Annotated in this window: 18 protein-coding genes; 10 read left to right on the top strand and 8 right to left on the bottom strand. The window is 71.6% G+C overall.

The window, feature by feature from the left end:
- Positions 1 to 102: 102 nt before the first annotated feature.
- The 4 genes from AB0389_RS21180 (at position 103) to AB0389_RS21165 (ending at position 4010) form a co-directional block, all read left to right on the top strand.
- Entirely contained in the window at positions 103 to 312 is a 210-nt protein-coding gene (locus tag AB0389_RS21180; RefSeq protein ID WP_366396980.1) for a ferredoxin, read from the top strand.
- Positions 309 to 1709 carry an FAD-dependent oxidoreductase gene (locus tag AB0389_RS21175; RefSeq protein ID WP_366396979.1) on the top strand — a complete coding sequence of 467 codons (1401 nt, stop codon included), beginning with the start codon at positions 309 to 311 and terminating at the stop codon, positions 1707 to 1709. Before AB0389_RS21180 ends, AB0389_RS21175 begins: the two co-directional genes overlap by 4 nt.
- Positions 1706 to 2923 carry a cytochrome P450 gene (locus AB0389_RS21170; RefSeq protein WP_366396978.1) on the top strand — a complete coding sequence of 406 codons (1218 nt, stop codon included), beginning with the start codon at positions 1706 to 1708 and terminating at the stop codon, positions 2921 to 2923. Before AB0389_RS21175 ends, AB0389_RS21170 begins: the two co-directional genes overlap by 4 nt.
- 232 nt (positions 2924 to 3155) lie before the next feature.
- Positions 3156 to 4010 carry a helix-turn-helix domain-containing protein gene (locus tag AB0389_RS21165; RefSeq protein ID WP_366396977.1) on the top strand — a complete coding sequence of 285 codons (855 nt, stop codon included), beginning with the start codon at positions 3156 to 3158 and terminating at the stop codon, positions 4008 to 4010.
- A gap of 12 nt (positions 4011 to 4022) precedes the next feature.
- On the opposite strand, the gene AB0389_RS21160 is transcribed toward AB0389_RS21165, so the two are convergent.
- Positions 4023 to 4691, bottom strand: coding sequence for a hypothetical protein (locus AB0389_RS21160; RefSeq protein WP_366396976.1), 669 nt, complete (start codon positions 4689 to 4691; stop codon positions 4023 to 4025).
- A gap of 173 nt (positions 4692 to 4864) precedes the next feature.
- Here AB0389_RS21160 and AB0389_RS21155 point away from each other — a divergent pair, with 173 nt between their 5' ends.
- The 3 genes from AB0389_RS21155 (at position 4865) to AB0389_RS21145 (ending at position 9359) form a co-directional block, all read left to right on the top strand.
- On the top strand, positions 4865 to 6070 hold the full coding sequence (locus tag AB0389_RS21155) for a HupE/UreJ family protein (RefSeq protein WP_366396975.1): 1206 nt from the start codon (positions 4865 to 4867) through the stop codon (positions 6068 to 6070).
- 137 nt (positions 6071 to 6207) lie between these two features.
- Positions 6208 to 8187, top strand: a complete 1980-nt coding sequence (locus tag AB0389_RS21150; RefSeq protein ID WP_366396974.1) for a fibronectin type III domain-containing protein — start codon at positions 6208 to 6210, stop codon at positions 8185 to 8187.
- Between the two features lie 74 nt (positions 8188 to 8261).
- A complete protein-coding gene (locus AB0389_RS21145; protein WP_366396973.1) occupies positions 8262 to 9359 on the top strand; it encodes a DUF916 domain-containing protein in 1098 nt (365 codons plus the stop codon).
- Between the two features lie 49 nt (positions 9360 to 9408).
- On the opposite strand, the gene AB0389_RS21140 is transcribed toward AB0389_RS21145, so the two are convergent.
- On the bottom strand, positions 9409 to 10029 hold the full coding sequence (locus tag AB0389_RS21140) for a plasmid pRiA4b ORF-3 family protein (RefSeq protein ID WP_366396972.1): 621 nt from the start codon (positions 10027 to 10029) through the stop codon (positions 9409 to 9411).
- Between the two features lie 279 nt (positions 10030 to 10308).
- On the opposite strand from AB0389_RS21140, the gene AB0389_RS21135 reads away from it, so the two are divergent.
- Positions 10309 to 11277: a polysaccharide lyase family 1 protein gene (locus AB0389_RS21135; protein ID WP_366396971.1), complete on the top strand. Its 969-nt coding sequence runs from the start codon at positions 10309 to 10311 to the stop codon at positions 11275 to 11277.
- 82 nt (positions 11278 to 11359) lie between these two features.
- On the opposite strand, the gene AB0389_RS21130 is transcribed toward AB0389_RS21135, so the two are convergent.
- The 5 genes from AB0389_RS21130 to AB0389_RS21110 all read right to left on the bottom strand — a co-directional run bounded on the left by AB0389_RS21130 (position 11360) and on the right by AB0389_RS21110 (position 17249).
- Positions 11360 to 12628, bottom strand: coding sequence for an alpha-L-fucosidase (locus AB0389_RS21130; RefSeq protein ID WP_366396970.1), 1269 nt, complete (start codon positions 12626 to 12628; stop codon positions 11360 to 11362).
- Between the two features lie 63 nt (positions 12629 to 12691).
- A complete protein-coding gene (locus AB0389_RS21125; protein ID WP_366396969.1) occupies positions 12692 to 14038 on the bottom strand; it encodes a 6-phospho-beta-glucosidase in 1347 nt (448 codons plus the stop codon).
- A 120-nt stretch (positions 14039 to 14158) separates the two neighbouring features.
- On the bottom strand, positions 14159 to 14992 hold the full coding sequence (locus AB0389_RS21120) for a carbohydrate ABC transporter permease (RefSeq protein WP_366396968.1): 834 nt from the start codon (positions 14990 to 14992) through the stop codon (positions 14159 to 14161).
- Positions 14989 to 15921: a sugar ABC transporter permease gene (locus tag AB0389_RS21115; RefSeq protein ID WP_366396967.1), complete on the bottom strand. Its 933-nt coding sequence runs from the start codon at positions 15919 to 15921 to the stop codon at positions 14989 to 14991. Before AB0389_RS21115 ends, AB0389_RS21120 begins: the two co-directional genes overlap by 4 nt.
- Entirely contained in the window at positions 15921 to 17249 is a 1329-nt protein-coding gene (locus AB0389_RS21110) for an extracellular solute-binding protein (protein WP_366396966.1), read from the bottom strand. The genes AB0389_RS21115 and AB0389_RS21110 overlap by 1 nt, the downstream gene beginning before the upstream one ends.
- Positions 17250 to 17531: 282 nt before the next feature.
- On the opposite strand from AB0389_RS21110, the gene AB0389_RS21105 reads away from it, so the two are divergent.
- Both AB0389_RS21105 and AB0389_RS21100 read left to right on the top strand, forming a co-directional pair.
- A complete protein-coding gene (locus tag AB0389_RS21105) occupies positions 17532 to 18530 on the top strand; it encodes a LacI family DNA-binding transcriptional regulator (protein ID WP_366396965.1) in 999 nt (332 codons plus the stop codon).
- Between the two features lie 173 nt (positions 18531 to 18703).
- Positions 18704 to 20635 carry a cellulase family glycosylhydrolase gene (locus tag AB0389_RS21100; RefSeq protein WP_366396964.1) on the top strand — a complete coding sequence of 644 codons (1932 nt, stop codon included), beginning with the start codon at positions 18704 to 18706 and terminating at the stop codon, positions 20633 to 20635.
- A 49-nt stretch (positions 20636 to 20684) separates the two neighbouring features.
- On the opposite strand, the gene AB0389_RS21095 is transcribed toward AB0389_RS21100, so the two are convergent.
- On the bottom strand, positions 20685 to 21863 hold the full coding sequence (locus AB0389_RS21095; RefSeq protein WP_366396963.1) for a Cmx/CmrA family chloramphenicol efflux MFS transporter: 1179 nt from the start codon (positions 21861 to 21863) through the stop codon (positions 20685 to 20687).
- Positions 21864 to 22147 lie beyond the last annotated feature (284 nt).

Raw genomic sequence — 22147 nt, 5'->3', positions numbered from 1 at the left:
CGCCCACGCGCTTTCCGGACACCGGCGGAGTAGCACCGCTCGCGCCGCGCGCCGGCGGGGAGTAGGACGGAGACGGCGGGCGGCGCGGAGGAGCGTACCGGGATGCAGATCGTTGTCGACCTCAATCGTTGTCAGGGTTACGCGCAGTGTGTGTTCCTCGCCCCCGAGGTGTTCGAGCTGCACGGCGAGGAGTCCCTGATGTTCACACCGGCCGTCCCCGGCGATCAGCTCGAACGTGTCCGCAGGGCGGCGGCGGCCTGCCCGGTGCAGGCCATCCTCGTCGGTGAGCGGGCGGGGCCCGGTGCCCCGTGAACGGCGTGGACCGGATCGTCGTCGTCGGGGCCTCGCTGGCCGGTCTGCGGGCCGCCGAGAAGCTGCGGGCGGAAGGCTTCGCCGGATCGCTGACCCTCGTCGGGGAGGAGCCCCACCCGCCGTACGACAGGCCGCCGCTGTCCAAGCAGGTGCTGCTCGGGCGGGTGCGCGCGCGGGACGTCGGGCTGCCGCGCCGCCGGGAGATCGACGCGCGGTGGAAGCTGGGGGTACGCGCCGGCGGGGTCGACCCGGCCGGGCGGCGGGTGATCCTCGCCGACGGGGAACAGCTCCCCTACGACCGGCTGCTGATCGCCACCGGCACCCGGGCCCGACCCTGGCCGGACCCCGGCGAAGCCTCCCTGGACGGGGTGTTCACCCTGCGTACGGCCGATGACGCGGCCCGTCTCACCGAGCGTCTCGACGCGGGGCCGCGCCGGGTCCTGGTGATCGGCGCGGGGTTCACCGGCTCCGAGATCGCCTCCGCCTGCCGGGAGCGCGGCCTGGAGGTGACGGTCGCCGAGCGCGGACCCGCGCCGCTCGTCGGCGCGCTGGGCGGCGCGCTCGGCGGCTTCGCCGCGGCGGCGCAGCGCGCGCGGGGGGTCGATCTGCGCTGCGGGGTGACGGTCACCGCGCTGAGAAGCGGCGGCGACGGCCGGCTCACCGGCGCCGAGTTCTCCGACGGCGGCCGGATCGACGCCGAGGTCGCCGTGGTCGCCCTGGGCGCCGTCCGCAACACCGAATGGCTCACCGGATCTGGGCTGGCCGCCGGGCCCAGAGGCGTCGCCTGCGACGCGGGGTGCCGTGCCTTCGACATGTACGGGATCGTCACGGACGACGTCTTCGTCGCCGGTGACGTCGCCCGCTTCCCGCATCCCCTCTTCGAGTACCAGATGCTCTCGCTCGAACACTGGGGCAACGCGGTCGCACAGGCCGAGGTCGCGGCCCACAACATGATCAGCCCGGGACCGCGCAGACGGCCGCACCTGACCGTGCCCGCCTTCTGGTCGAGCCAGTTCGGCCTCAACATCAAGTCCGTCGGTGTGCCGACCTTCTCCGACCATGTGGTCATCGCCCAGGGCTCGTTGAGGGAGGGCCGCTTCGTCGCCGTCTACGGCTACCGGGGCCGTGTCACCGCCGCCGTCAGTGTGAACCGTGCGAAATGGCTGGAGCACTACCAGCACCTCATCGAGACGGCGGCGCCGTTTCCCCCCGCGCCCGGCGCCGCCGACCGGCCCGCCGCCGCGGTGCCCGTCCCCTCCGACGTGCCCTCCCCCCAACTGCTCTCGCACGGCCCGACCGTGGCCCTCACCGGCCATCTGCCTGACCGGTATCTGACCCTGGTACGGCACGGCCACAACGGCGCGCCGTCCGCCGCCGCGGAGGAGCCCCCCGTATGACCCCGGACACCCTCATGCGCCGTATCACCGACTACGCGAACCGCGCCGACCCCTATCCGCTCTACGCCGAACTCCGTGAGAACGGTGTGGTGCGGCAGGACAACGGCGCCTATCTGGTGGGCACTTACCACGAGATCGCCGCCCTGCTCCACGACCCCCGGCTCAGCTCGGACCTCCACAACCGTATCGACCCGGACGAGTCGCTGCTCCCGCCGGAGGGCCTGCCGCCCGCCTTCATCGGACTCGACGACCCCGAGCACGACCGGCTGCGCCGCCTCGCGATGCGTCCCTTCGGCCCGCCGCACACCCCGGGACGGATCGACGCCCTCCACGGCGACATCACCCGCATCGCCGAGGAGCTGATCGACGCGTTCGGGGACAAGGACCGGATCGACCTCGTCGACGACTTCGCCTATCCGCTCCCCGTCACGGTGATCTGCCGGCTCCTGGGCGTGCCCCACGACGATGTGCCCCGCGTCCGCGCCTGGACGAACGACATCATCGCCGGTGTCGACCTCACCCCCGACCAGGACCCGGAACAGCGCCGGCGCACGGCCCGGGAGGCCCGTACCGCGATGGCCCTGTACATGGGAGATCTCGCGGAGCACCGCCGCGGCCGTCCCTCCGCCGACCTCCTCTCCGCCCTCGTCAACGAAGAGGGCCCCGAAGGCCGCCTCACCCCCGCGGAGTTGATGGCCACGGCGGTTCTCCTGCTCATCGCCGGGCACGAGACCACCGTCAATCTGATCACCAACGGCATGCTCACCCTGCTGCGCCACCCCGGCATCCTGGAACAACTGCGCGCCGATCCCGCGCTCATGCCGGGGGCGGTGGAGGAACTGCTGCGCTACGAACCTCCCGTGCAGTTCCTCCCCCAGCGCTCACCGCTCACCGACATCGAGGTCGCGGGCGTCACCGTCCCCAAGGGCGCGCCCCTGATCCTCGTGCTCGCCTCCGGCAACCGGGATCCCCTGCGGTTCGAAGCCCCTGACCGCTTCGACCCGCTGCGCGAGGACAACCAGCACTTCGGCTTCGGCAGCGGTGTGCACAACTGCTTCGGCGCTCCGCTCGCCCGTATCGAGACGCAGATCGCGCTCACGGCGTTGCTGCGCCGCCTCGATGGCCCCCTGCTGCTCGACGACCCGCCACCGTACCGGCGCAGCCCCGTACTGCGCGGCCCCCGCCACCTCCTGGTCGAGCGTGCCGCACCGTGAACCGGCATCGGTGGTCGCGGGCATGTAAGGGGGCGTGGGGCACGGTTCGGGTCCTTTCGACGGGCCGGCGCCGGAGCGAGCGGCAGCGGGGTGTGCCTCCGGTGCGAAGGCCGTGGTACGAGGATCGCCCCTCCCGCCCCACGCGTGGGAGGTCATGGCGTGCCCTGGCACGCGGCACGGTCGTGAGCATGCCTACTGGCGGGTGGGGTACCGGGTGGCGAAGAATCATGGCATGGACACCCCCAATGCCCTCCGTGACTTCCTCCGTTCCCGCCGGGCCCGGCTGCACCCGCACGACGTCGGGTTACCCGACCATGGCGTGAGACGGGTGAGAGGACTGCGCCGCGAGGAGATCGCCACGCTCGCGGCCGTCAGCGTCGAGCACTACATCCGGCTCGAACGCGGCCAGGCGTCGCGGGTGTCGGACACGGTCCTGGACGCCGTCGCCGACGCGCTCCGGCTGAGCCCGGGCGAACGCCAGTACCTGCGCAGTCTGGCGCGGCCGAGCGCTCCCGCCGAAGGCGCGCGCTCGGGAACGGAGGCGGACGGCGGTGGGGTACGGCCCAGTGTGCAGCGCGTCCTCGACTCGATGTCCGACACGCCCGCCTATCTGGTCGGCCGGGGCGGTGTGGTGCTGGCCTGGAACCGGCCGGCGTCCGACGTCTTCGCCGACTTCGCCCTGATACCGGTCGAACGCCGGACGGTCGGGCAGCTCGTCTTCACCGATCCCCAGGCCCGGCTGCTGTACGTCGACTGGGAGGCGAAGGCCCGCGAGGCCGTGTCGTATCTGCGGACGGAGACCGGCAAGCGGCCCCGGGACCCGGAGCTCGCCCGCGAGATCCGGCATCTCTCCGAGTGCAGCGAGGACTTCCGGCGGCTCTGGTCGGAACAGCATGTCCTGGAGACGACACACTCGACGGTCGTCCTGCGCCGTCCGCCCTACGGCCTGCTGGAGTTCTCCTGGGAGGCCCTCCGGATGACCGGCGACCCGGACGAGATCGTGCTCGTGTACACCGCGGTTCCCGGGTCGCCGTCAGCCGGGGCGCTGCGCGCGATGTCCCGTGCGGCGGAGGCCGTCCGGGGCTGACGCGGGCGGCGCTCACTCGCCGACCCGGATCACGATCCCCGTCAGGTCGTTGAGTACGGCGGCGACACCGGCGCGGACCGCGTCCGCGCACCGCTCGGCGGTGAACGAGCCGGGGTCGTACGCCGAGGACGCGCCGAGCCCCTCGCCGCGGAAGGCGGCGCCCGGCCAGTTGACCGCGGTGACGTTCTGCGTGGGCTCGGCCAGCTCCGCGCCCACCACCAGGAAGTGCTGTGCCAGGTGGTTCGCGGTGACCAGGGCGAGGGGGTCGACCAGGTCGTTGCCCGCGCTGACGATCAGGTCCGGGCCCATGTCGAGGGCCCTGGTGATGCTGGGGATGAGGTCGGACGGATGGTCGGCGACCACCGTTCTGAGGTCGGCGTGCTCCTCCTCGGCCCACTTCCCGACCGCCGCCACCAGGGCCTTGGCCGGGCGGTCGTCGCCGGTGGTGAGCAGGACCACGCGGTAGCCCTTCGGCGGGTGGACCCCGTCCCAGGAGCCGGGCCGCGGGGTGACGGTCGACTCCGGGGTCGGTGAGGAGGAGGGCTCGACGAAGCCCGGGCCGAGGGTGCCGCGGGCGCTCCGCTCGGGGCGCGGGCGCGACCAGTCGTCGCCGGAACCGCATCCGGTGACCAGCGTGGCGGCCACGGCCAGGATGGCGGCGGTCCGAAGCGGGCGGCGCAAGGCGATCGTCCTCCGGGTGATGGCGGGTGGTGTGTCCCCATCCTCACGCCCCGGCTCCCTCTCGCGATATCCGCGAACGCCCGTGGCCGGACTTCTTCTTCCGAGGTTCGCCGACGGGCCGGGTGCTGTTCACCCGTACCGCGCACGGTGCACGGGCAACCTCAAGGAGCCACATGTCGAATCAGGTCCGCCGTGCCGTCATCGGGATCGCCGCGGCGGTGATCACCCTTCTCGGCGCAGGGCATCCCGCGTCGGCCCACGGGTTCACATCGAGCGTGTACGCGCACGTCTCCGAGGGTGACGGGGGCACCGTACGAACGGCGTTGGGGCTGGAGTACGACCTCCTGGTCGTCTCGGCCGCCGATGCCGAGCGCGACGACGCCCTCTTCCGGGCGGGCACCGCCGCGTTCGAATCCGGTGACGCGCCGGAGCAGGCCGCGGCGCTCAACACGCACAGGAAGTCGGTGGTCTCGTACGTCACCGGGCGTTTCTCCGTCGCCTCGGAGGGCCGTGCCTGCACACCGGCGCCGGTCGGCGCGTTCACCATGAGCCAACGGGAGGGCGTCCCGTACGCCGGTCTGCTGCTCGACTGGACCTGTCCGGGGAGGGGCGACGCCCACACGGTGCGCGGCGGGCTGTTCCCGGACGCCGAGGGCTATGTCACCGGCACCAAGACGATCGTCACGTACGAGGTAGACGGCCGTTCGGGCAGTGCCGCGCTCGACGCGGCCCATCCGTCCTTCTCCATCGATCAGCCGTGGTACGCGCGGTTCTGGGAGTTCTTCCGGCTGGGCGGCGAGCACCTGCTGACCGGGATCGACCACATCCTGTTCCTGCTGGCGCTCATCGCCGGGTCGCGGCGCCCGCGTGAAGTGGTGCTCGCGGCCACGAGTTTCACCCTGGCGCACTCGGTGACGTTCCTGCTCGCCGCCCTCGGCCTGGTCGACGTGGAGGCGGGGCTGGTGGAGCCGGTCATCGCGCTGTCGATCGCGGTGGTCGCCGGCTGGTACCTGTGGCGGCTCTGGCGCCGCGGCACGCACGCGTCCGATCTCACGGCGGAGGGCGGCCGGTTCGGGCTGGACCGGGCGGGCTGGACCCGCCTGGGGGTGGTGTTCTGTTTCGGCCTCGTGCACGGACTGGGGTTCGCGGGTGCGCTGGGTATCGAAGCGGCCTGGTCGTGGACCCTGCTGTGGTCCTTGCTGGTCTTCAACATCGGTATCGAGGCAGTGCAGTTGGCGATCATCGCGGCCGTCTTCCCGCTGCTGCTCCTGGTTCGGCGCCGGTCACCGGCGGCCGGGCGCTGGCTGACCGGCGCGATCTGCGCGGGGGTCACCGTGATGGGCCTGGTCTGGTTCGTACAACGGGCGTTCGGGCTCTGATGCCAGTACAGAGACCGGCGCGGCCACTTGTCATGTTCAGACGGCCCAAAGCCCTCATTCGCCTCCGGTTCACCGTGGAGCGAGACATTCCTTATCTCCATTTCATGCACCACTGTGCGCAGAGGGAAACAGAACTGATGAGATCGAGCACCTCGAAACAGGTCTCCGTGCCTGCGAGACGCCGTGTGGCCACCGGGGTCACCGCCGCATTCCTGGGCCTGGCCGTAGCCCTCGGCAGCGGCTCGGCGTCCCCCGCCGGTGCCGCCGAGCCGACCGCGCTCACCGGCATCGTCCTCGGTGTCGGCGCCAACGAGACCCAGCGCACCGTCACGTGGTACTCCTCCGCCGACAGTGCCCAGAAGGTCCAGCTCGCCCCGACCGCGCAGCTCGTCAATGGCGAGTTCCCGGCCGGCGCCGCCGCCTTCGACGCTCTGGGCGGAGCGAACATCGCCACCAGCGGCGGCTTCAACCGCAACGCGACACTGACCGGTCTGAAGGAGCACACGGCGTACTCCTACCGCGTCGGCTCCGAGGGCAACTGGTCCCCGGCGTACTCCTTCAAGACGCAGGACTTCAAGGGCGACTACGACTTCCTGTTCCTCGGCGACCCGCAGATCGGCGCCTCCGGCAACGTGGCGAAGGACCAGGCGGGCTGGCAGGACACCCTGGACGTCGCGCTCGGCGCCAACCCGGACGCCGAACTGCTGGTGTCGGGCGGCGACCAGGTCGAGACGGCCAACACCGAGTCCCAGTGGAACGCCTTCCTCGCACCCGACAAGCTGCGCCAGTACCCGTGGGCCGCCACCATCGGCAACCACGACGTCGGCGGCAAGGCGTACGAGCAGCACTTCTCCACGCCGAACACGGACCGCTCGGGACCGCTGTACTCCAACGGCAACCCGGAGTCCAACACCTCCGGCGGCAACTACTGGTACATCTACAAGGATGTGCTGTTCATCGACATCAACAGCAACAGCTACCGGACCGCCTCGGGCGGCGGCGGTGACGAGGCGCACATCAAGTACGTCACCGACGTCATCAACAAGCACGGCTCCGAGGCCAAGTGGAAGGCGCTCGTCTACCACCACGCGATCTACTCGCCGGCCGCCCACGCCAAGGACAGCGACGCCAAGGTGCGCCGTACCGACCTCCCCGCCACCTTCTCCAAGCTCGGCGTCGACCTGGTGCTCCAGGGCCACGACCACGCCTACTCGCGCAGCTACCTCATCAAGAACGGTGAGAAGGCGGACAAGGACGAGAAGCCGGCCGCCGCCGATGTGTACCCCGGTCCCGGCGGTGTCCTCTACATCACGGCGAACTCCGCCTCGGGCTCGAAGTACTACGACATCACCAAGCCCGACACCAGCGGTACGAGCGGCGCCGGCAACGGTCCCGACCCGCTGAACCCGGACAACTACTGGTACAACTCGGTCCAGGACCAGGAGCACGTCCGCACCTACGTCAAGGTGCAGGTGCGCAAGGACAAGCTCGTCGTCGAGAACGTCCGCAGCGGCTCGTGCGCCGCTCCGAACGCCTCGGTGGAGCTGGGCCAGGTCTCCTGCAAGAACACTCCGTCCGGGCAGCCGGTCGGCTCGGTCACCGACAAGGTCACCGTGCACCCGTACCACGGCTCCGGCCAGGACCTCCAGGTCGACGTGCCCAACGCCGCGCCGGGTGAGTTCGGCTGGACGATCGACGGCTACAACGGCCTGGTGGACCTCGGCACCGCCAAGGAGCACAACGGCGACTACTTCGACGCGACGGGAAAGATCAACCCGATCGTCGTGTCGGACAGCCGCCGCTCGCTCGCCCCGTGGTCGATCTCGTCGAGCGTGAGCGACTTCAAGGACGCCGGAAAGTCGTTCTCGGGCGCCTACCTCGGCTGGACGCCGAACGTGCTCAAGGACGGGGCCGGCGCCAAGGCCAGCGGTTCGGTGGCCTCCGCCTACGACGACAACGGCCAGGGCCTCTCCGTCTCGCGCGGCCTCGGCTGGGCCGACCAGGGTCACCCCCGGGGTACGGCCAAGCTCGGCGCCGACCTGGATCTGAAGATCCCGGGCAGCGTCGACAAGGGCGCCTACCGCGCCACCCTCACGATCACCGCTCTGAGCAGCTGACCGGACCTGTCCCACCGGGCGGGGCAGGGCGCCACACGGTGCCCTGCCCCGCCTCCCGCTCCAGGAGAACCGAGATGCACGCGCCCGTCACGCGCCGGAACACCACCACCGCCGCCCCAGTCCGCACCGCCGCGCCGGCCGTGCTCACCGCTCTCACCGCTCTGATCGCCCTCATCGCCGTCGCCCTGTCCGCCGGCCCCGCCGCGGCGCAGGACAACGACGTCACCTGGACGGTCAGGACGGCCCCGAACAGCTTCGGCGCCGACCGCTCCAGCTTCAGCCATACGGTCAACCCGGGCGGAGTGGTCGAGGACGCCCTGGTCGTGGCCAACCGCGGCAAGGCCCCGCTGAGCCTCGCCGTCTACGCAGCCGACGGCTTCACGACCGGCACGGGCCAGCTCGACCTGCTCCCGAGCGGCAAGAAGTCCGTCGCCGTCGGCGCCTGGACCAGGGCCGGGCGCGAGAGCGTCACAATCCGGCCCGGCAGGACCGTCACGGTCCCCTTCACCCTCACCGTTCCCGGCAACGCCACGCCCGGCGACTACGTGGGCGGCGTCGTCACCTCGCTGCGCCAGTCCGACGAGGCCGAGGGCATCAACGTGGACCGCCGCCTCGGGATCCGCGTCAAGCTGCGGGTCAGCGGCGCGCTCGCGCCGAAGCTCGCCGTCGAGGATCTCCACGTCGGCTACAGCGGACCGGCCGTCCCCTTCGCCAAGGGCGACGCCACCGTCACGTACACGATCCACAACACCGGCAACACCGCCCTGACGGCCCGTCAGACGGCCTCGGTCGTGGGCCCGTTCGGCCTGTTCCGCGCCGAGGCGGGCGACATCGACCCGTCGCCGGAGCTGCTCCCGGGCGAGCGGTGGAAGGTGACCGTGCCCGTCCGCGGCGTGGTGCCCGCGGTCACCCTGACCGCGACGGTGACCCTCACCCCCGCGATCACCGACGCGGCGGGCTCCACCACCCCGCTGAAACCGGTCGAGGCCACCGCGCGCGGCTGGGCCGTCCCCTGGGCGCTGCTGCTGTCGCTCGCCATCCTGGCCGCCGCCGTCACCGCGGCGGTCCTGCTCCGACGCCGCGGCCGGCTCCGGCGCGCGGAGCGCGAGGACGCCCTCGTACGGGACGCCGTCGAGCAGGCGCTGCGCGACCAGGAGACACCGGTACGCTGACCACCGCCGTCCGCGCGGGCGCGGGGGACACCCGGGCGCGCGGGCTGCCTCAGGGCTCGGCGAGGACGGTGGCGAACCGGGCGAGCGCGCCGTTGGCCGCCGCCGGGTCGAAGGCCGCCGGGTCGAACTGGCCGGCGGACTCGATCCCGAGCCGGTCGAGCCGCTGCGTGTGCTCCTCGTGGCTCGGGTCGGCGAGGACGTCGAGGAGGTACGCGTACTCCCTGATCCCCCCGCAGTCCTCGGGCGGACAGGCCCGGCGCCCGGCCGGACACCGCGGGTACACCGTGCCGGGCTCCGCGTGCACCACCGCCTCGACCAGGAGGCCGTGCTCCCAGCCGGGCCGGAAGCCGTACGTGTAGCGGAGCCGGTCGCCGGGGCCCGGCGCGATCCGGTCCAGCCGGCTGGCGGCCGGACTGCGTACGGCCGGCCCGCGCCCCGGCGGCCGGCGCGCACCGGACGGCGCCCGGAACGCCCACATGTGGGCGTCCTGCCAGCCGAAGACGGCCTGGACCATGTGGTGCAGCTCCTGGAGGGTGACGTCCGAGGGGACCTCCAGCCGGCGCCAGACCGGAGGCCGGGTGTCGCACAGGGTCACCTTGATCCGGTGGACGGTGTTCCCCTGCGCCCGCAGAAAACGGGAAAACGGCGTCGCACGCCGGGTGTTCGCCATGCGCGCCATCCTGCCAGCACCGCCGGCCGCCGCTCCCCCGGTCCCGGCCGGCCCGGCCGGGCGACCCGCCCGCGGCGCGGGGGCGGTGCGGGTCCGGTGCGGGACTCGGAGTTCTGTTCGGCGGGTAACGGCCTCGAACCGCGGCGGACCAGCGGCCGGACCGCGGCGGAATCCGCCGCGGAATTCGTGGCGGGAGGCGGCAACCTATCCGGTCCGGTCGGCGACCCAGTGGTGTACCTCCCGAGATCCGCGCCCCACTCGCTGTCGAAGGGACCCCCCATGCCCACCATCATCGGCCGGCGCCGCGCCGCCGCGCTGTTCGCCTCCGCCGCAGCCGTCATCGCGCTCGGCGCCATACCCCAGCAGTCCGCCGTGGCCGCCGAGACCTCCCCCATCGGATACGCCGCCGGCACGACGGGCGGCGGCAGCGCGTCGGCCGTCACGGTCACCACACTCGCCGCGTTCAAGACCGCCGTCACCGGCACCGCATCGAAGGTCGTCCGGGTCTCCGGGCTGATCTCACTCAGCGGTCAGGTCGACGTGGGCTCCAACACCACGGTGCTGGGGGTCGGTTCGGGCTCCGGATTCACCGGTGGCGGACTGCGGATCAAGGACTCGACGAACGTCATCGTCCGCAATCTCAACATCAGCAAGCCGGTCGCCCCGGCGGACGGCATCACCGTCCAGAAGTCCACCAAGGTCTGGATCGACCACAACGCCTTCTCCTCGGACCGGAACAACGGCAAGGACTACTACGACGGCCTGCTGGACATCACGCACGCGTCCGACTACGTCACGGTGTCCTGGAACACCTTCAAGGACCACTACAAGGGCTCGCTCGTGGGCCACAGCGACAGCAACGCCAGTGAGGACACCGGGCATCTGCGGGTGACGTACCACCACAACCTCTTCAGCAACGTCAACTCGCGGATCCCCAGCCTGCGCTTCGGCACCGGTCACTTCTACGACAACTACGTCACGGGTGCCGAGACCGCCGTCCACTCCCGGATGGGCGCGCAGATGCTCGTCGAGAACAACGTCTTCCGCAACACCACGGTCGCGGTGACCACCACGCGTGACAGCAGCAGCAACGGCTACGCCACGCTGCGCGGGAACGACCTCGGCGGCGCCGCCACCGAGATCTCCGGGGCCGGTTCGTTCACCTCGCCGCCGTACAGCTACACGGCGGAGTCGGCGTCGACCGTCGTCGCCTCGGTGAACTCGGGGGCGGGCACCGGGAAGATCTGAGCCGTGGGACGGGGGCCGCCGCGGGACGGCGGCCCCCGTACGGCACGGGATCCGGCACGGGACCCGCCTCGGACCGGCGCGCTCAGAGGCGGCCGGAGCCCCGGTACAGGTCGAGTTCACCGTCGAGTTCCACGGCGAGCACCGTCGCGTGCTCGTCGAGATCGGCCGCGCGCGGCGGATCGATCCACAGCACCCCTGGCACCTCGTGGAGGCCGCCGATGACCCGGTGGTCCAGGGCCGCGCCGGTGCCGAGCACGCTCACCCGGCGCACCGGCGTACGCAGTCCCCGTACCCCGACCGGGCCGCGCGGGATGTCGAAGAGGGTCAGATAGAGGGTGCGGCCGTCGGCCGAACGGGTGCTGGGGCCGTAGTGGTGGCCGGGCGGCAGGCCGGCGCTCGTGCCGTACACCGCCGCGGAGTGTTTCGCGAGCCAAGCGCCGATGCCTTCGAGGCGCTCGACCTGCTCGGCGGGGAGTGTGCCGTCCGCCTTCGGGCCCACCGACAGCAGCAGGTTGCCGCCCGCGCCGACGGTCTCGGCGAGGTAGCGGACGAGCTGGCCGGTGGACTTGTAGTTGTCGTCGTCCTGCCGGTAGCCCCACGAGTCGTTGAAGGTGAGGCAGAGCTCCCACGGACCTTCGGGGGCCTCGATGGGCACGCCCTGCTCGGGGGTGGCGTAGTCGCCCGCGCCGAGCATGCGCGCGTTCAGTACACACTCCGGGGCTCCGGCGCGGATGAGACCGGCCAGCTCCGGGATCCGCCACTGCCGCTCCGAGCGCTCCCACTCCCCGTCGAACCAGAGGAGATCCGGCCGGTAGCGGGTGACCAGCTCCTTGACCTGGCCGTCCCGGTAGTCCAGATAGCGCGCCCAGACGGCCGGATCCTCCTGTCCGGCCGGGACCTCGGCGTACGGGTTGTCCTCCTCCCCGGCGGGGCGGTCCTCGTGGCGGGTGGAGGCGTAGTCCGGGTGGTTCCAGTCGCTGTGGGAGTAGTAGAGGCCGACCTTCAGACCGTGCTCGCGCAGCGCCCGCGCGTACGGTCCCACGAGGTCGCGGCCGGCCGGGGTGCGGCGTACGACGTCGAGGTCGCCGTGTGCGGTGTCCCAGAGGGACACACCGTCGTGGTGCCGGCTGGTCAGTACGGCGTAGCGGGCTCCGGCGCGGGCGAACAGCCCGGCCCACGCGGCGGGGTCGTAGCGGTCCGCGGTGAACCGGTCGAGCTGTGCCATGTACTGGCCGTGCGGGATCTCCCCGTCGAAGAAGGACCAGGACTCCCGCACACCGTCGACCGCGTAGATCCCCCAGTGCAGGAATATGCCGAACTTGGCGTCGCGGAACCACGGTTGCATGCTCATGAGGTGCTCCTCCGGAGGCGCGGGAGGAGAAGCGTATCCCTCGGTGGTGTGTGCGCCGGGCGGCTACGGCTGGTTCAGGTAGGCGAGAGCGGGGTGTGCGCTCGTGTAGCCGTCGACGAGCCGCCGGGCGACGGTGACCGAGTCGACGAGGGGGTGCAGCGCGAACGCCTTGACGGCGGTGGCGCGCGAGCCGCTCTCCGCGGCGGCGAGGACTTCGCGCTCGACGGCCTTGACCGCGCAGACCAGTCCGGTGGCGTGGCCGGGCAGCGGCGCCACGGGGAGTGGGTGGGCGCCGTTCGCGTCGACGAGGCAGGGCACCTCGATGACGGCTTCCTCGTCGAGGACGCGCAGGGTGGTGCGGTTGCGGACGTTGAGGATGAGGGTGGCGCGCTCGTCGCGGGCGATGGCGCGCATCAGGGCGAGGGCGACCTGTTCGTAGCCGCCGGACTCCAGGTCGCTCTCGTCGCGCTCGCCGACGCCGGCCGATTCGCGGTTCTCGGCCATGTAGGTGGCCTCGCGTTCGGCGCGGGTACGGTCCCAGGCGCGCAGCGCGGCGGCGGTGGGCCGGCGCATCTCCTCGTAGAAGCGGGCCTGCTGGTCGCGGAGGAACGCGCCGCGGGTCTGCTCGGCCTCCTGGTAGGCGCGGACCGTCTCGCGGTTGAAGTAGTAGTAGTGGAGGTACTCGTTGGGGATGGCGCCGAGGGACTGGAGCCACTCGGGGCCGAAGAGCCGGCCCTCCTCGAAGGAGCCGAGCGCCTCGGGGTCGGCGAGCAGGCGCGGGAGTTCGTCGCGGCCCTTGACGCGCAGGCCGCGCAGCCAGCCGAGGTGGTTGAGGCCGACGTAGTCGATCCATGCCTCGTCGGGGTCGGCGCCGAGGACGCGGGCGACGCGCCGGCCGAGTCCCACGGGCGAGTCGCAGATGCCGATGACCCGGTCGCCGAGGTGGCGTGACATGGCCTCGGTGACCAGGCCGGCCGGGTTGGTGAAGTTGATGACCCAGGCGTCGGGGGCGATCCTGGCGACCCGGCGGGCGATGTCGACGGCGACGGGGACCGTGCGCAGCCCGTACGCGATGCCGCCGGCGCCGACGGTCTCCTGGCCGAGGACGCCCCGGTCGAGGGCGACGCGCTCGTCGGCGGCGCGGCCCTCCAGGCCGCCGACGCGGATGGCGGAGAAGACGAAGTCGGCGCCGCGCAGGGCGTCGTCGAGGTCGGTGGTGACGGTGACGGCCGGCGCGTCGGGGAAGGGCGCGGCCTGTTCGGCCAGGACCCGGGCGACGGCGTCCAGGCGGCCGGTGTCCAGGTCGTGGAGGGTGACCTCGGTGACCCGGCCCTCCGCGTGGTCGCGCAGGAGCGCGCCGTACACCAGCGGGACCCGGAATCCGCCGCCGCCGAGAATGGTGAGCCTCATACCTGAACCGCCTTCGCGCCGGCCTCCTGTGCGGCGCGGGTGGCCGGGGACGAGGAGGCATTGTTCACTGCTGCGTGGAGATCTTCCGAACACTAACGCGTGAGCCGGGCGGCGGGCGGCTCAGCGGGTGGCGCCCCGGGTGAAGCCGTTGTAGATGTAGCGCTGGAGGAAGAGGAAGGCGACGAGCGTGGGCAGGATGACCAGCACCGCTCCGGCCGAGATGTTCTCCCAGTGCGCGCCGAAGGGCCCCTTGAAGCGGAACAGCGAGGTGGAGATGGTGCCCAGCTCCTCGGACGGCATGTAGAGGAACGGGATGTAGAAGTCGTTGTAGACGGTGATGCCCTTGATGATGACGACGGTGGCGATGGCCGGCTTGAGCAGCGGAAAGATGATCTTCCGGTAGACGGTGAAGGCGTTGGCGCCGTCGAGCCGGGCGGATTCGTCGAGGGAGACGGGGATGCCCCGGATGAACTGGAGGAAGATGTAGATGGAGACGATGTCGGTGCCCATGTAGAGGACGATGGGCGCCCAGAGGGAGTCGAAGAGCCCGAAGCTGTTGACGATCTGGAAGGTCGCGACCTGGGTGGTCACCCCCGGCACCAGGGTGGCGATCAGGAAGAGCGCGACCACCGGCCGGCGCAGCCGGAAGTCGAACCGGTCGATGGCGTACGCGGTCATCGAGCCGATGACGACCGTGCCGGTGATGGCGAACAGCAGGATGAAGGCGGTGTTCCCGAACGCGCTGAGCATCCGGCCGTCGGAGAAGGCCGTCAGGTAGTTGGCGAAGTTGAGCGGGTCGCGGGGCGGGGTGAGCGCGCCGCTGCCGTCGGCCATCTCCTTGTCGGTCTTCAGCGAGGTCAGGAAGATGACCGCGAGCGGCAGCAGCACCACGACGGAGGCCACCACCAGGGAGAGGTACTTCGCCCCGGCGGCGAACCGCGCACGGGTCCTCATACGAGATCCACCTTGTCGTCCGGGACGAGACGGCGCTGCACCCAGGTCACGGCCAGGATGATCAGCAGCAGCACCACGGCGGCGGCCGAGGCGAGTCCCGTCTTGTTGAACTGGAACGCGAGCTTCACGGTCTGGATCACAAAGGTCTCGGTGCCGGTGGCACCGCCCGTCATGATGTACGGGATCTCGAACACCGACAGCGAGCCGGAGATCGAGAGGATCACACTGAGGCTGAGGATCGGCCGGATGCTGGGCGCGATGATGTGCCGGAACTGCTGCCAGCGGTTCGCGCCGTCCAGTTCGGACGCCTCGTACAGCTCGCTGGGGATGGACTGGATCGCACCGAGGAAGAGTACGAAGTTGAGCCCCATGAAGCGCCAGACGGAGACACCGGCCAGCGAGATGTTCGCGGAGGCCGGGGTACCGAGCCAGGCGTGTTCGGTGTGGAAGCCGAAGAGCGCGAGGAGCGAGTCGAGGGTGCCGCCGTCCTGGAAGAAGTAGAGGAAGACGAAGCCGATCGCGACCCCGTTGATCAGGTACGGGAAGAACAGCACACCCTTGAAGAAGTTGCGGAAGCGGGTGTGGAAGCTCAGCACGGTGGCGAAGTAGAGGGCCGCGGCGAGCTGGACGACGGAGGCCGCCAGGTAGTAGCCGCTGACGAAGAACACCTGGAACAGCTCGGGCCGGGTGAAGATGTCGACGTAGTTGTGGACCCCGGTGACCTTGAGGTCCGGGCTGACGCCGTCCCAGTCGGTGAAGCTGTACGCGATCATGTTGATGACCGGCGCGTAGGTGAAGACCACCAGGAGCGCCAGCGGGACGAGCAGGAAGAGCCAGGGGGTGACGCCCCGCCGGAGCCGGTCCCGCAGAGGGCGCGGCGCGGGAGACGGCGCCCCGCCCCGTACGGTCGGGTCCGTGGCCCGGCCCATCAGGAGCCCGTGGTCCGGGCCGCCTCGGTCCAGCGCTTGGAGAGATCGTCGAGGAATCCGTCCAGGCTGCCCTTCTTGGCGCCGCGGGCGAGATCGACGAGGTCCTGGCGGTAGTCCGGCTTCTTCAGCCCGATCTCGGCGGCGTTGTCGATGTCGTCGACGAGTGCGGCCTTCTCCTGGTCCAGCTCGATGAACCGCACCTTGTTGTCGGCGTACGGCTGGAGGACGTCCGGCATCGGGGCGCCCTTCAGGGGCGAGAGGGCCAGGTTGTCGGCGGCGTAGCCGGATTTCTCGGTGAACCAGTCGATCCAGGCGCGGGCGGCTTCCTTGTGGGGGGAGTTGACGTTGACCGCCTGTGCGTAGTCGGGTGCGGCGACGGCGCAGAACCGGCCGTCCACCTGGACCGGGAAGGGCATGAAGCCGATGTCGTCGGGGTTGGTGCCGGCCGTCTCCGCGGCGGCGCGGAACTGGCTGATCGCCCAGGAGCCGAGCCACATGGTGGCGATCTGTCCCTTGGCCAACTGGGGCTTGGAGCCTTCCCAGTTGGTGGTCGACGGGTCCTTCTCGACGAGTTTGTCGTGGACCATGTCGTACAGCAGGGTGTCGATGGTGCGCAGTTCGGAGCCCTGCGCCCAGGGGTCGTGGTCCACGAGGTCGTTGTTGGCCTGGATCGCGCAGCCGACCGAGCCCATCGCCTGGGTCCACTGGGTGAGCGGCCACATGTCCTTGAAGTTCGTGTAGTACGGGACCGCGTCCGTCTTGGCCTTGATCGCCTTGAGGCCGGTGAGGAACGCGGCGGGGGTGGTGGGCCAGTCGGTGATCCCGGCGTCCTGCCACACCTTCTTGTTGTAGAGGAAGCCGGGGGCCACCCCGAGCGGGCTCTGTCCGTAGACCTTGCCGCCCACCGTGGTGAAGGCGGTGAACTGGTACTTCTTCCCGCGTTCCGCCTGGGTGCCCAGAGAGGCGAAGAACTTGGGATAGTCGTTCTTCTTGACGGCACCGGGGATCATGAGGACGTCGCCGTAGTTCTTGGTGTTCATACGGATCTTGACCTCCCCCTCGTAGTCGGTGATGCCGTCGAACTTGACGGTCACCTTGGGGTAGATCTTCCGGAACTCCTCGGCGTACTTGTTCATCGTGCCGTCCTGCACCCAGTCGGTGCGGTGCGTCAGGACCGTGATCGCCCCGGAGACCTTCGCCGGATCGTCGGCGGCCTTCGCGTCGGCGCCCTCGGAGCTGGCTCCGCTGCCGGTGCAGCCCGAGACCAGCAGCGCCGCCGCGGCGAGCAACGCTGTGGCGGCGGTCTTCCGGTGCCTGCGTAAATTCATGACGGCCCTCTGCTCGGTGATACGCCTACGGGACGGCCGGCGGCGATCCCCGCGCCGCCCGACGCCGTGAAATTAAGGGCCCGGCAAACCGGGTGTCAATGGAGCTGCATTGCCTTTCTCCGCTTTCCGGTCAAGCGATATCCCGCGTTCCGTTTGTTCCGCTGAACCGGTTCAGCCGAATATGCCGAACGGCCGGGCGGGATGGCATCCTTGCGCGCAGTACGTGGCCGGAGAAGCGAGCCACCGCACCGGGAGAGGCAGCGCACCGTGAAGCGTCCCACCATGAACGACATCGCGCGCCGGGCGGGCGTCACCAAGGGCGCCGTCTCGTTCGCGCTCAACAACCGCCCGGGGGTGTCCGAGCCGACCCGGCGGCGCATCCTCGCCATCGCCGAGGAGCTGGGCTGGCAGCCCAACAGCGCGGCGCGCGCCCTGTCCGACGGCAGGGCGGGGGCGTTCGGGCTGGTCATCGACCGGCCGGCGCGCACGCTCGGCCTGGAGCCGTTCTTCATGCAGCTGATCTCCGGCATCCAGTCGGAGCTGATCGCCGACGCCACGCCGCTGGTCTTCACCATGGCCGAGGATCAGGAGGCCGAGATCGCCCTCTACCGCTCCTGGTGGGCCAGGCGCCGGGTGGACGGGGTCTTCCTGGTGGACCTTCAGGAGGACGACGCCCGGGTGCCGGTGCTGGAGGAGCTGGGGATGCCGGCGGTGGTCTTCGGGGCGCCGGCGGGCAGCGGGCGGCTGCCCGCGGTGTGGAGCGACGACGCCGCCGCCGTCACCACCGTGGTCCGGTATCTGGCCGGTCTCGGCCATCGCCGGCTGGCCCGGGTGGGCGGGCCCGGGCGGCTGCTGCACACGGCGATCCGCGGCGCCGCGTTCGACGCGGCGGTCGGCGAACTCGGGCTGACCGGGCGGACCGTGGAGGCCGACTACAGCGGTGAGGGGGGCGCGGCGGCGACCCGGGAGCTGCTCGGCGCGCCGGAGCGGCCGACCGCGATCGTCTACGACAACGACGTGATGGCCGTGTCCGGGCTGACCACCGCGCAGTCCCTGGGGCTGCGGGTGCCGGCCGATGTGTCGGTCGTGGCGTGGGACGACTCGGCGCTGTGCGAGCTGGTGCATCCGCCGCTGACCGCGCTGAGCAGGGACATCGCGGCGCACGGGGCGCAGGCGGCGCGGCGGCTGCGCGAGGCGGCGGGCGGCGGGGCGGTGGCGGACCTGGAGGACCCGGTGCCCCGGCTGACGGTACGGGGGAGCGTGTCGGCGCCGCGGCCCTGACGCGTTCCCCGTGGCTGAACCACGCGGCCGAACCACATGGCTGAACCGGTTTACCCGGCCGCGTCGCGAGGCTTGACGCTAAACCGGTACAGCGTTTGACTGGCACCGCGCTCCGTTTCCGCTCCCGTTCCGCGCTCGCCTTCCGTGTCCCCGTACTGAGGGAGATTCCAGAGATGCCGCGTCCCGCTGCCCGGATTTCCGCCGACGGCCGTCCCGTGACCTGGATCGGCGCCAATTTCTGGTCGCGTACCGGCGGCCCGCTCATGTGGCGTTCGTACGACGGCGAGGTGGTCGACGAGGAGCTGCGCGTGCTGCGCGAGCACGGGCTCAACATGACCCGGTCGTTCTTCTACTGGCCGGATTTCATGCCGGAGCCCGACCGGATCGACGAGGTGCTGTGCACGCGCTTCGCCGACTTCCTGGACCGGCACCGGGCGCTCGGGCTGACCACCGTCCCCACGTTCCTGGTCGGGCACATGTCCGGGGAGAACTGGGATCCGGCGTGGCGGGGCGGCCGTGATCTGTACACCGATGTGTGGCTGGTGGCCCGCCAGGCGTGGTTCGCCCGGGAGATGGCGGGCCGCTTCAAGGACCATCCGGCGGTCGCGGGGTGGCTGGTCTCCAACGAGATGCCGATCTACGGCAGACGCGACGCCGCCCGGGAGGAGGTCGCCGCCTGGGCGCAGCTCGTGGTGGACGCGGTACGGGCGTCGGGCGCCACGCAGCCGGTCTCGCTGGGCGACGGCGCCTGGGGGCTGGAGAACTCCGGGCACGACAACGGCTTCCGGCTGCGGGACTGCGCGGCGCTCACCGACTGGCTGGGGCCGCACGTCTACCGGATGGAGGACGATCCGGTGCGCCAGCACTACGCCGCCGCATGGGTCTGCGAGCTGACCGGGAGCTTCGGCAGGCCGGTGGTGCTGGAGGAGTTCGGGCTCACCTCCGACTTCGCGTCGGGGCCGCACGCCGCCCGCTACTACCGGCAGACCCTGCACAACAGTCTGCTGGCGGGGGCCACCGGCTGGATCGCCTGGAACAACACCGACTACGACGCGCTGCGCGGACAGCCGCCGTACTCGCACCACGCGTTCGAGATGCACTTCGGTCTTACGGACAGCGCCGGCGCCCCCAAACCCCAGCTGCGCGAGGTGCGTTCGTTCGCCGAGCTGCTGGAGCGGGTGGACTTCGGGCGCTGCTTCCGGCCGGACACCGGCACCGCGCTGGTCGTCTCGTCGTATCTGGACACGCTGTACCCGTTCACCCGGGCCGAGGACCGGTCGTATGTGGAGCGCACCGGCCGGCAGGCGTGGATCGCGGCGCGGCTGGCGGACGCGCCGGCGGCCGTGGTGCGGGAGAGCGACGGGATCGCGGACGGCCACCGGCTCTATCTGCTGCCGTCGGCGAAGCAGCTGCTGTCGGCGAGCTGGTACCGGCTGGAGGAGCTGGCCCGGGGCGGCGCGACGGTCTATGTGTCGTACTCCCCCGGCGCCCACGAGGAGCAGCGCGGGCCGTGGTACGCGCATCTGGACCAATTCTTCGGTGTGCGGCACCAGTTGGAGTACGGGCTGGTGAATCCGGTCGAGGACGACGAGGTGACGCTGACGTTCGGACGCCCGTTCGGCACGCTCGCGGCGGGCGACACACTGCGGTTCCGTACGGCGGGCACCGAGCACAGCCGGGTCTTCCTGCCGGTGGTGCCGGACGGCGCCGAGGTGCTCGCCACGGACGGCCGGGGCCGCCCGGCGCTGCTGCTGCGCGAGGTGGGCGAGGGCAGTGTGGTGCTCTGCGTCTATCCGCTGGAGCACATGGCGTCCGTGACCCCGCGGGTCAACCCGGAGGATACGGTCGCGCTGTACGACGCGCTGGCCGCGCACGCGGGGGTGGACCGTCCGGTGACGGTGGCGGACCCCCGGGTGGCGGTCGATCTGCTGGAGCACGCGGACGGGCACCGGTTCGTCTGGCTGGTGAGCCAGGGCCGGGAGGAGGTACGGGTGAGGCCGGCCGTAGCGGCCGGGCTGCTGCTGACCGGGCTGGACGGCACGCCGGCCGACGAGGTGGTGCTGGAGCCGTACGGGGTGCGGGTGCTGCGGCTGGAGCGGCGGTAGCGGGATCCCCGGCGGAGCACCGCCGGGGATCCCTGGCCGGGCCGTCCGCTCAGGAGGCGGCCGGGCTCACCGCCGGTGCCGGGTCGCGGGTGTACCGCAGTGTGCCTGCGGTGGCGAGCGCGAGGACCATCAGCAGGGCGCTGACCCACAGCGGTGCCCGGAAGCCGTACCCTCCGGCGATCGCGAGCCCGCCGAGCCAGGGGCCGAGCGCGCCGCCCACGTTGAACGCGGCGGTGGCGAACGCGCCGGCCATGACCGGGGCGCCGGGGGCCCGGTGGAAGACCCGGGAGATCAGAGCGGTTCCGGTGCCGAACGCGAGCATCCCCTGGACGAGGACACAGCCGACCGCCGCGACCGGATTCCCGGCGGTCAGCGCGAACACGCCCCAGCCGACGGCGAGCGCGGCCGTGCCCGCCACGATGATCCGGTCGGGGCGGGCGGCCCCGCCGGTGATCCGGCCGGCGAGGGTGACCCCGATGAACGAGCCCACGCCGAACAGGGCGAGGATGCCGGGCACCTGGCCCGCGCCGACTCCGGTGACCCGGGTGACCAGCGGTTCGAGGTAGGAGAACGCGCAGAACGTGGCGCCCTGGACGAACGCCATCATCAGCAGCGTCAGCAGCAGCCGGGGAGCGGCCAGCGCGCGCAGTTCGCCGCGCACCCCCGGGCCGGCGGGCGCCGACCGCCCGCGGGGCAGCACCCGCGCGAGGGCAAGCAGCGCCGGTACGGAGACCAGCGCGACGGCCCAGAACGCGGCCCGCCACCCCCACCGCTCCCCCAGCATCGCCCCGGCGGGCACTCCGGCGACACAGGCGAGCGTGACACCGCCGACCACGACCGAGGTGGCGCGGGCCCGGGCCGCGGGCTCGACCATGCCGAGTGCGGTGGCGAGCGCGACGGCCCAGAACCCGGCGTTGGCGAGCGCGCCGACGACGCGGGTCGCGAGCAGGACCCCGTAGCTGGTGGTGAGGGCGCCGGCGACATGGACGGCGATGAACACACCGAGGAAGGCCAGCAGCGCGCGGCGGCGCGGCCAGCGGCTGCCGAGGGCCGCCATCAGCGGCGCGCCGACGACCATCCCGACGGCGAACGCCGAGGTGAGCAGCCCGGCGGCCGGGATGGACACGTCCAGGTCGCGGGCGATGCCGGACAGCAGTCCGGACAGCATGAACTCCGAGGTGCCCTGGGCGAAGACCGCCAGCCCGAGCACGTATACAGCGAATGGCATGAAGAGACCCCAAGTCCCGTGGGACGTCCGAGTGGCAGGACAGTGCGCGCGGTACGGGGTGGGGAGGCGTGCCGGGCCCGCCGGGCGCGCGAAGGCGCCCGGCGGCAACACGGCGGAGTGTCCGGAGAGTTCACGGACGGAGCAGGAGCCCGACGCGGAGGGCGTCGGTCCTGGGAACCCACCCCGGGCGGTCCGGCGACGGCCGTACCACGAGGCTCACCGCGGCCGTGGCGGCGCGCGGTGTCGGCTCAGCGGTGGTGCGGCCACCGGCGGACGGCCGGTGG

This window comes from Streptomyces sp. NPDC093109 (assembly GCF_040701725.1).
Classification (GTDB): Bacteria; Actinomycetota; Actinomycetes; order Streptomycetales; family Streptomycetaceae; genus Streptomyces.
The sequence above is the reverse complement of the archived record's forward strand: the minus strand, read 5'-3'. Positions and strand labels throughout refer to the sequence as shown.

What these genes read in the sequence shown, in the direction of transcription:
- AB0389_RS21180 (WP_366396980.1), top strand. Translation starts at nt 103, where the DNA reads ATGCAGATCGTTGTCGACCTCAATCGTTGTCAGGGTTACGCGCAGTGT.
- AB0389_RS21170 (WP_366396978.1), top strand. Translation starts at nt 1,706, where the DNA reads ATGACCCCGGACACCCTCATGCGCCGTATCACCGACTACGCGAACCGC.
- AB0389_RS21165 (WP_366396977.1), top strand. Translation starts at nt 3,156, where the DNA reads ATGGACACCCCCAATGCCCTCCGTGACTTCCTCCGTTCCCGCCGGGCC.
- AB0389_RS21155 (WP_366396975.1), top strand. Translation starts at nt 4,865, where the DNA reads ATGTCGAATCAGGTCCGCCGTGCCGTCATCGGGATCGCCGCGGCGGTG.
- AB0389_RS21150 (WP_366396974.1), top strand. Translation starts at nt 6,208, where the DNA reads ATGAGATCGAGCACCTCGAAACAGGTCTCCGTGCCTGCGAGACGCCGT.
- AB0389_RS21145 (WP_366396973.1), top strand. Translation starts at nt 8,262, where the DNA reads ATGCACGCGCCCGTCACGCGCCGGAACACCACCACCGCCGCCCCAGTC.
- AB0389_RS21140 (WP_366396972.1), bottom strand. Translation starts at nt 10,029, where the DNA reads ATGGCGAACACCCGGCGTGCGACGCCGTTTTCCCGTTTTCTGCGGGCG.
- AB0389_RS21135 (WP_366396971.1), top strand. Translation starts at nt 10,309, where the DNA reads ATGCCCACCATCATCGGCCGGCGCCGCGCCGCCGCGCTGTTCGCCTCC.
- AB0389_RS21130 (WP_366396970.1), bottom strand. Translation starts at nt 12,628, where the DNA reads ATGAGCATGCAACCGTGGTTCCGCGACGCCAAGTTCGGCATATTCCTG.
- AB0389_RS21125 (WP_366396969.1), bottom strand. Translation starts at nt 14,038, where the DNA reads ATGAGGCTCACCATTCTCGGCGGCGGCGGATTCCGGGTCCCGCTGGTG.
- AB0389_RS21120 (WP_366396968.1), bottom strand. Translation starts at nt 14,992, where the DNA reads ATGAGGACCCGTGCGCGGTTCGCCGCCGGGGCGAAGTACCTCTCCCTG.
- AB0389_RS21115 (WP_366396967.1), bottom strand. Translation starts at nt 15,921, where the DNA reads ATGGGCCGGGCCACGGACCCGACCGTACGGGGCGGGGCGCCGTCTCCC.
- AB0389_RS21110 (WP_366396966.1), bottom strand. Translation starts at nt 17,249, where the DNA reads ATGAATTTACGCAGGCACCGGAAGACCGCCGCCACAGCGTTGCTCGCC.
- AB0389_RS21105 (WP_366396965.1), top strand. Translation starts at nt 17,532, where the DNA reads ATGAACGACATCGCGCGCCGGGCGGGCGTCACCAAGGGCGCCGTCTCG.
- AB0389_RS21100 (WP_366396964.1), top strand. Translation starts at nt 18,704, where the DNA reads ATGCCGCGTCCCGCTGCCCGGATTTCCGCCGACGGCCGTCCCGTGACC.
- AB0389_RS21095 (WP_366396963.1), bottom strand. Translation starts at nt 21,863, where the DNA reads ATGCCATTCGCTGTATACGTGCTCGGGCTGGCGGTCTTCGCCCAGGGC.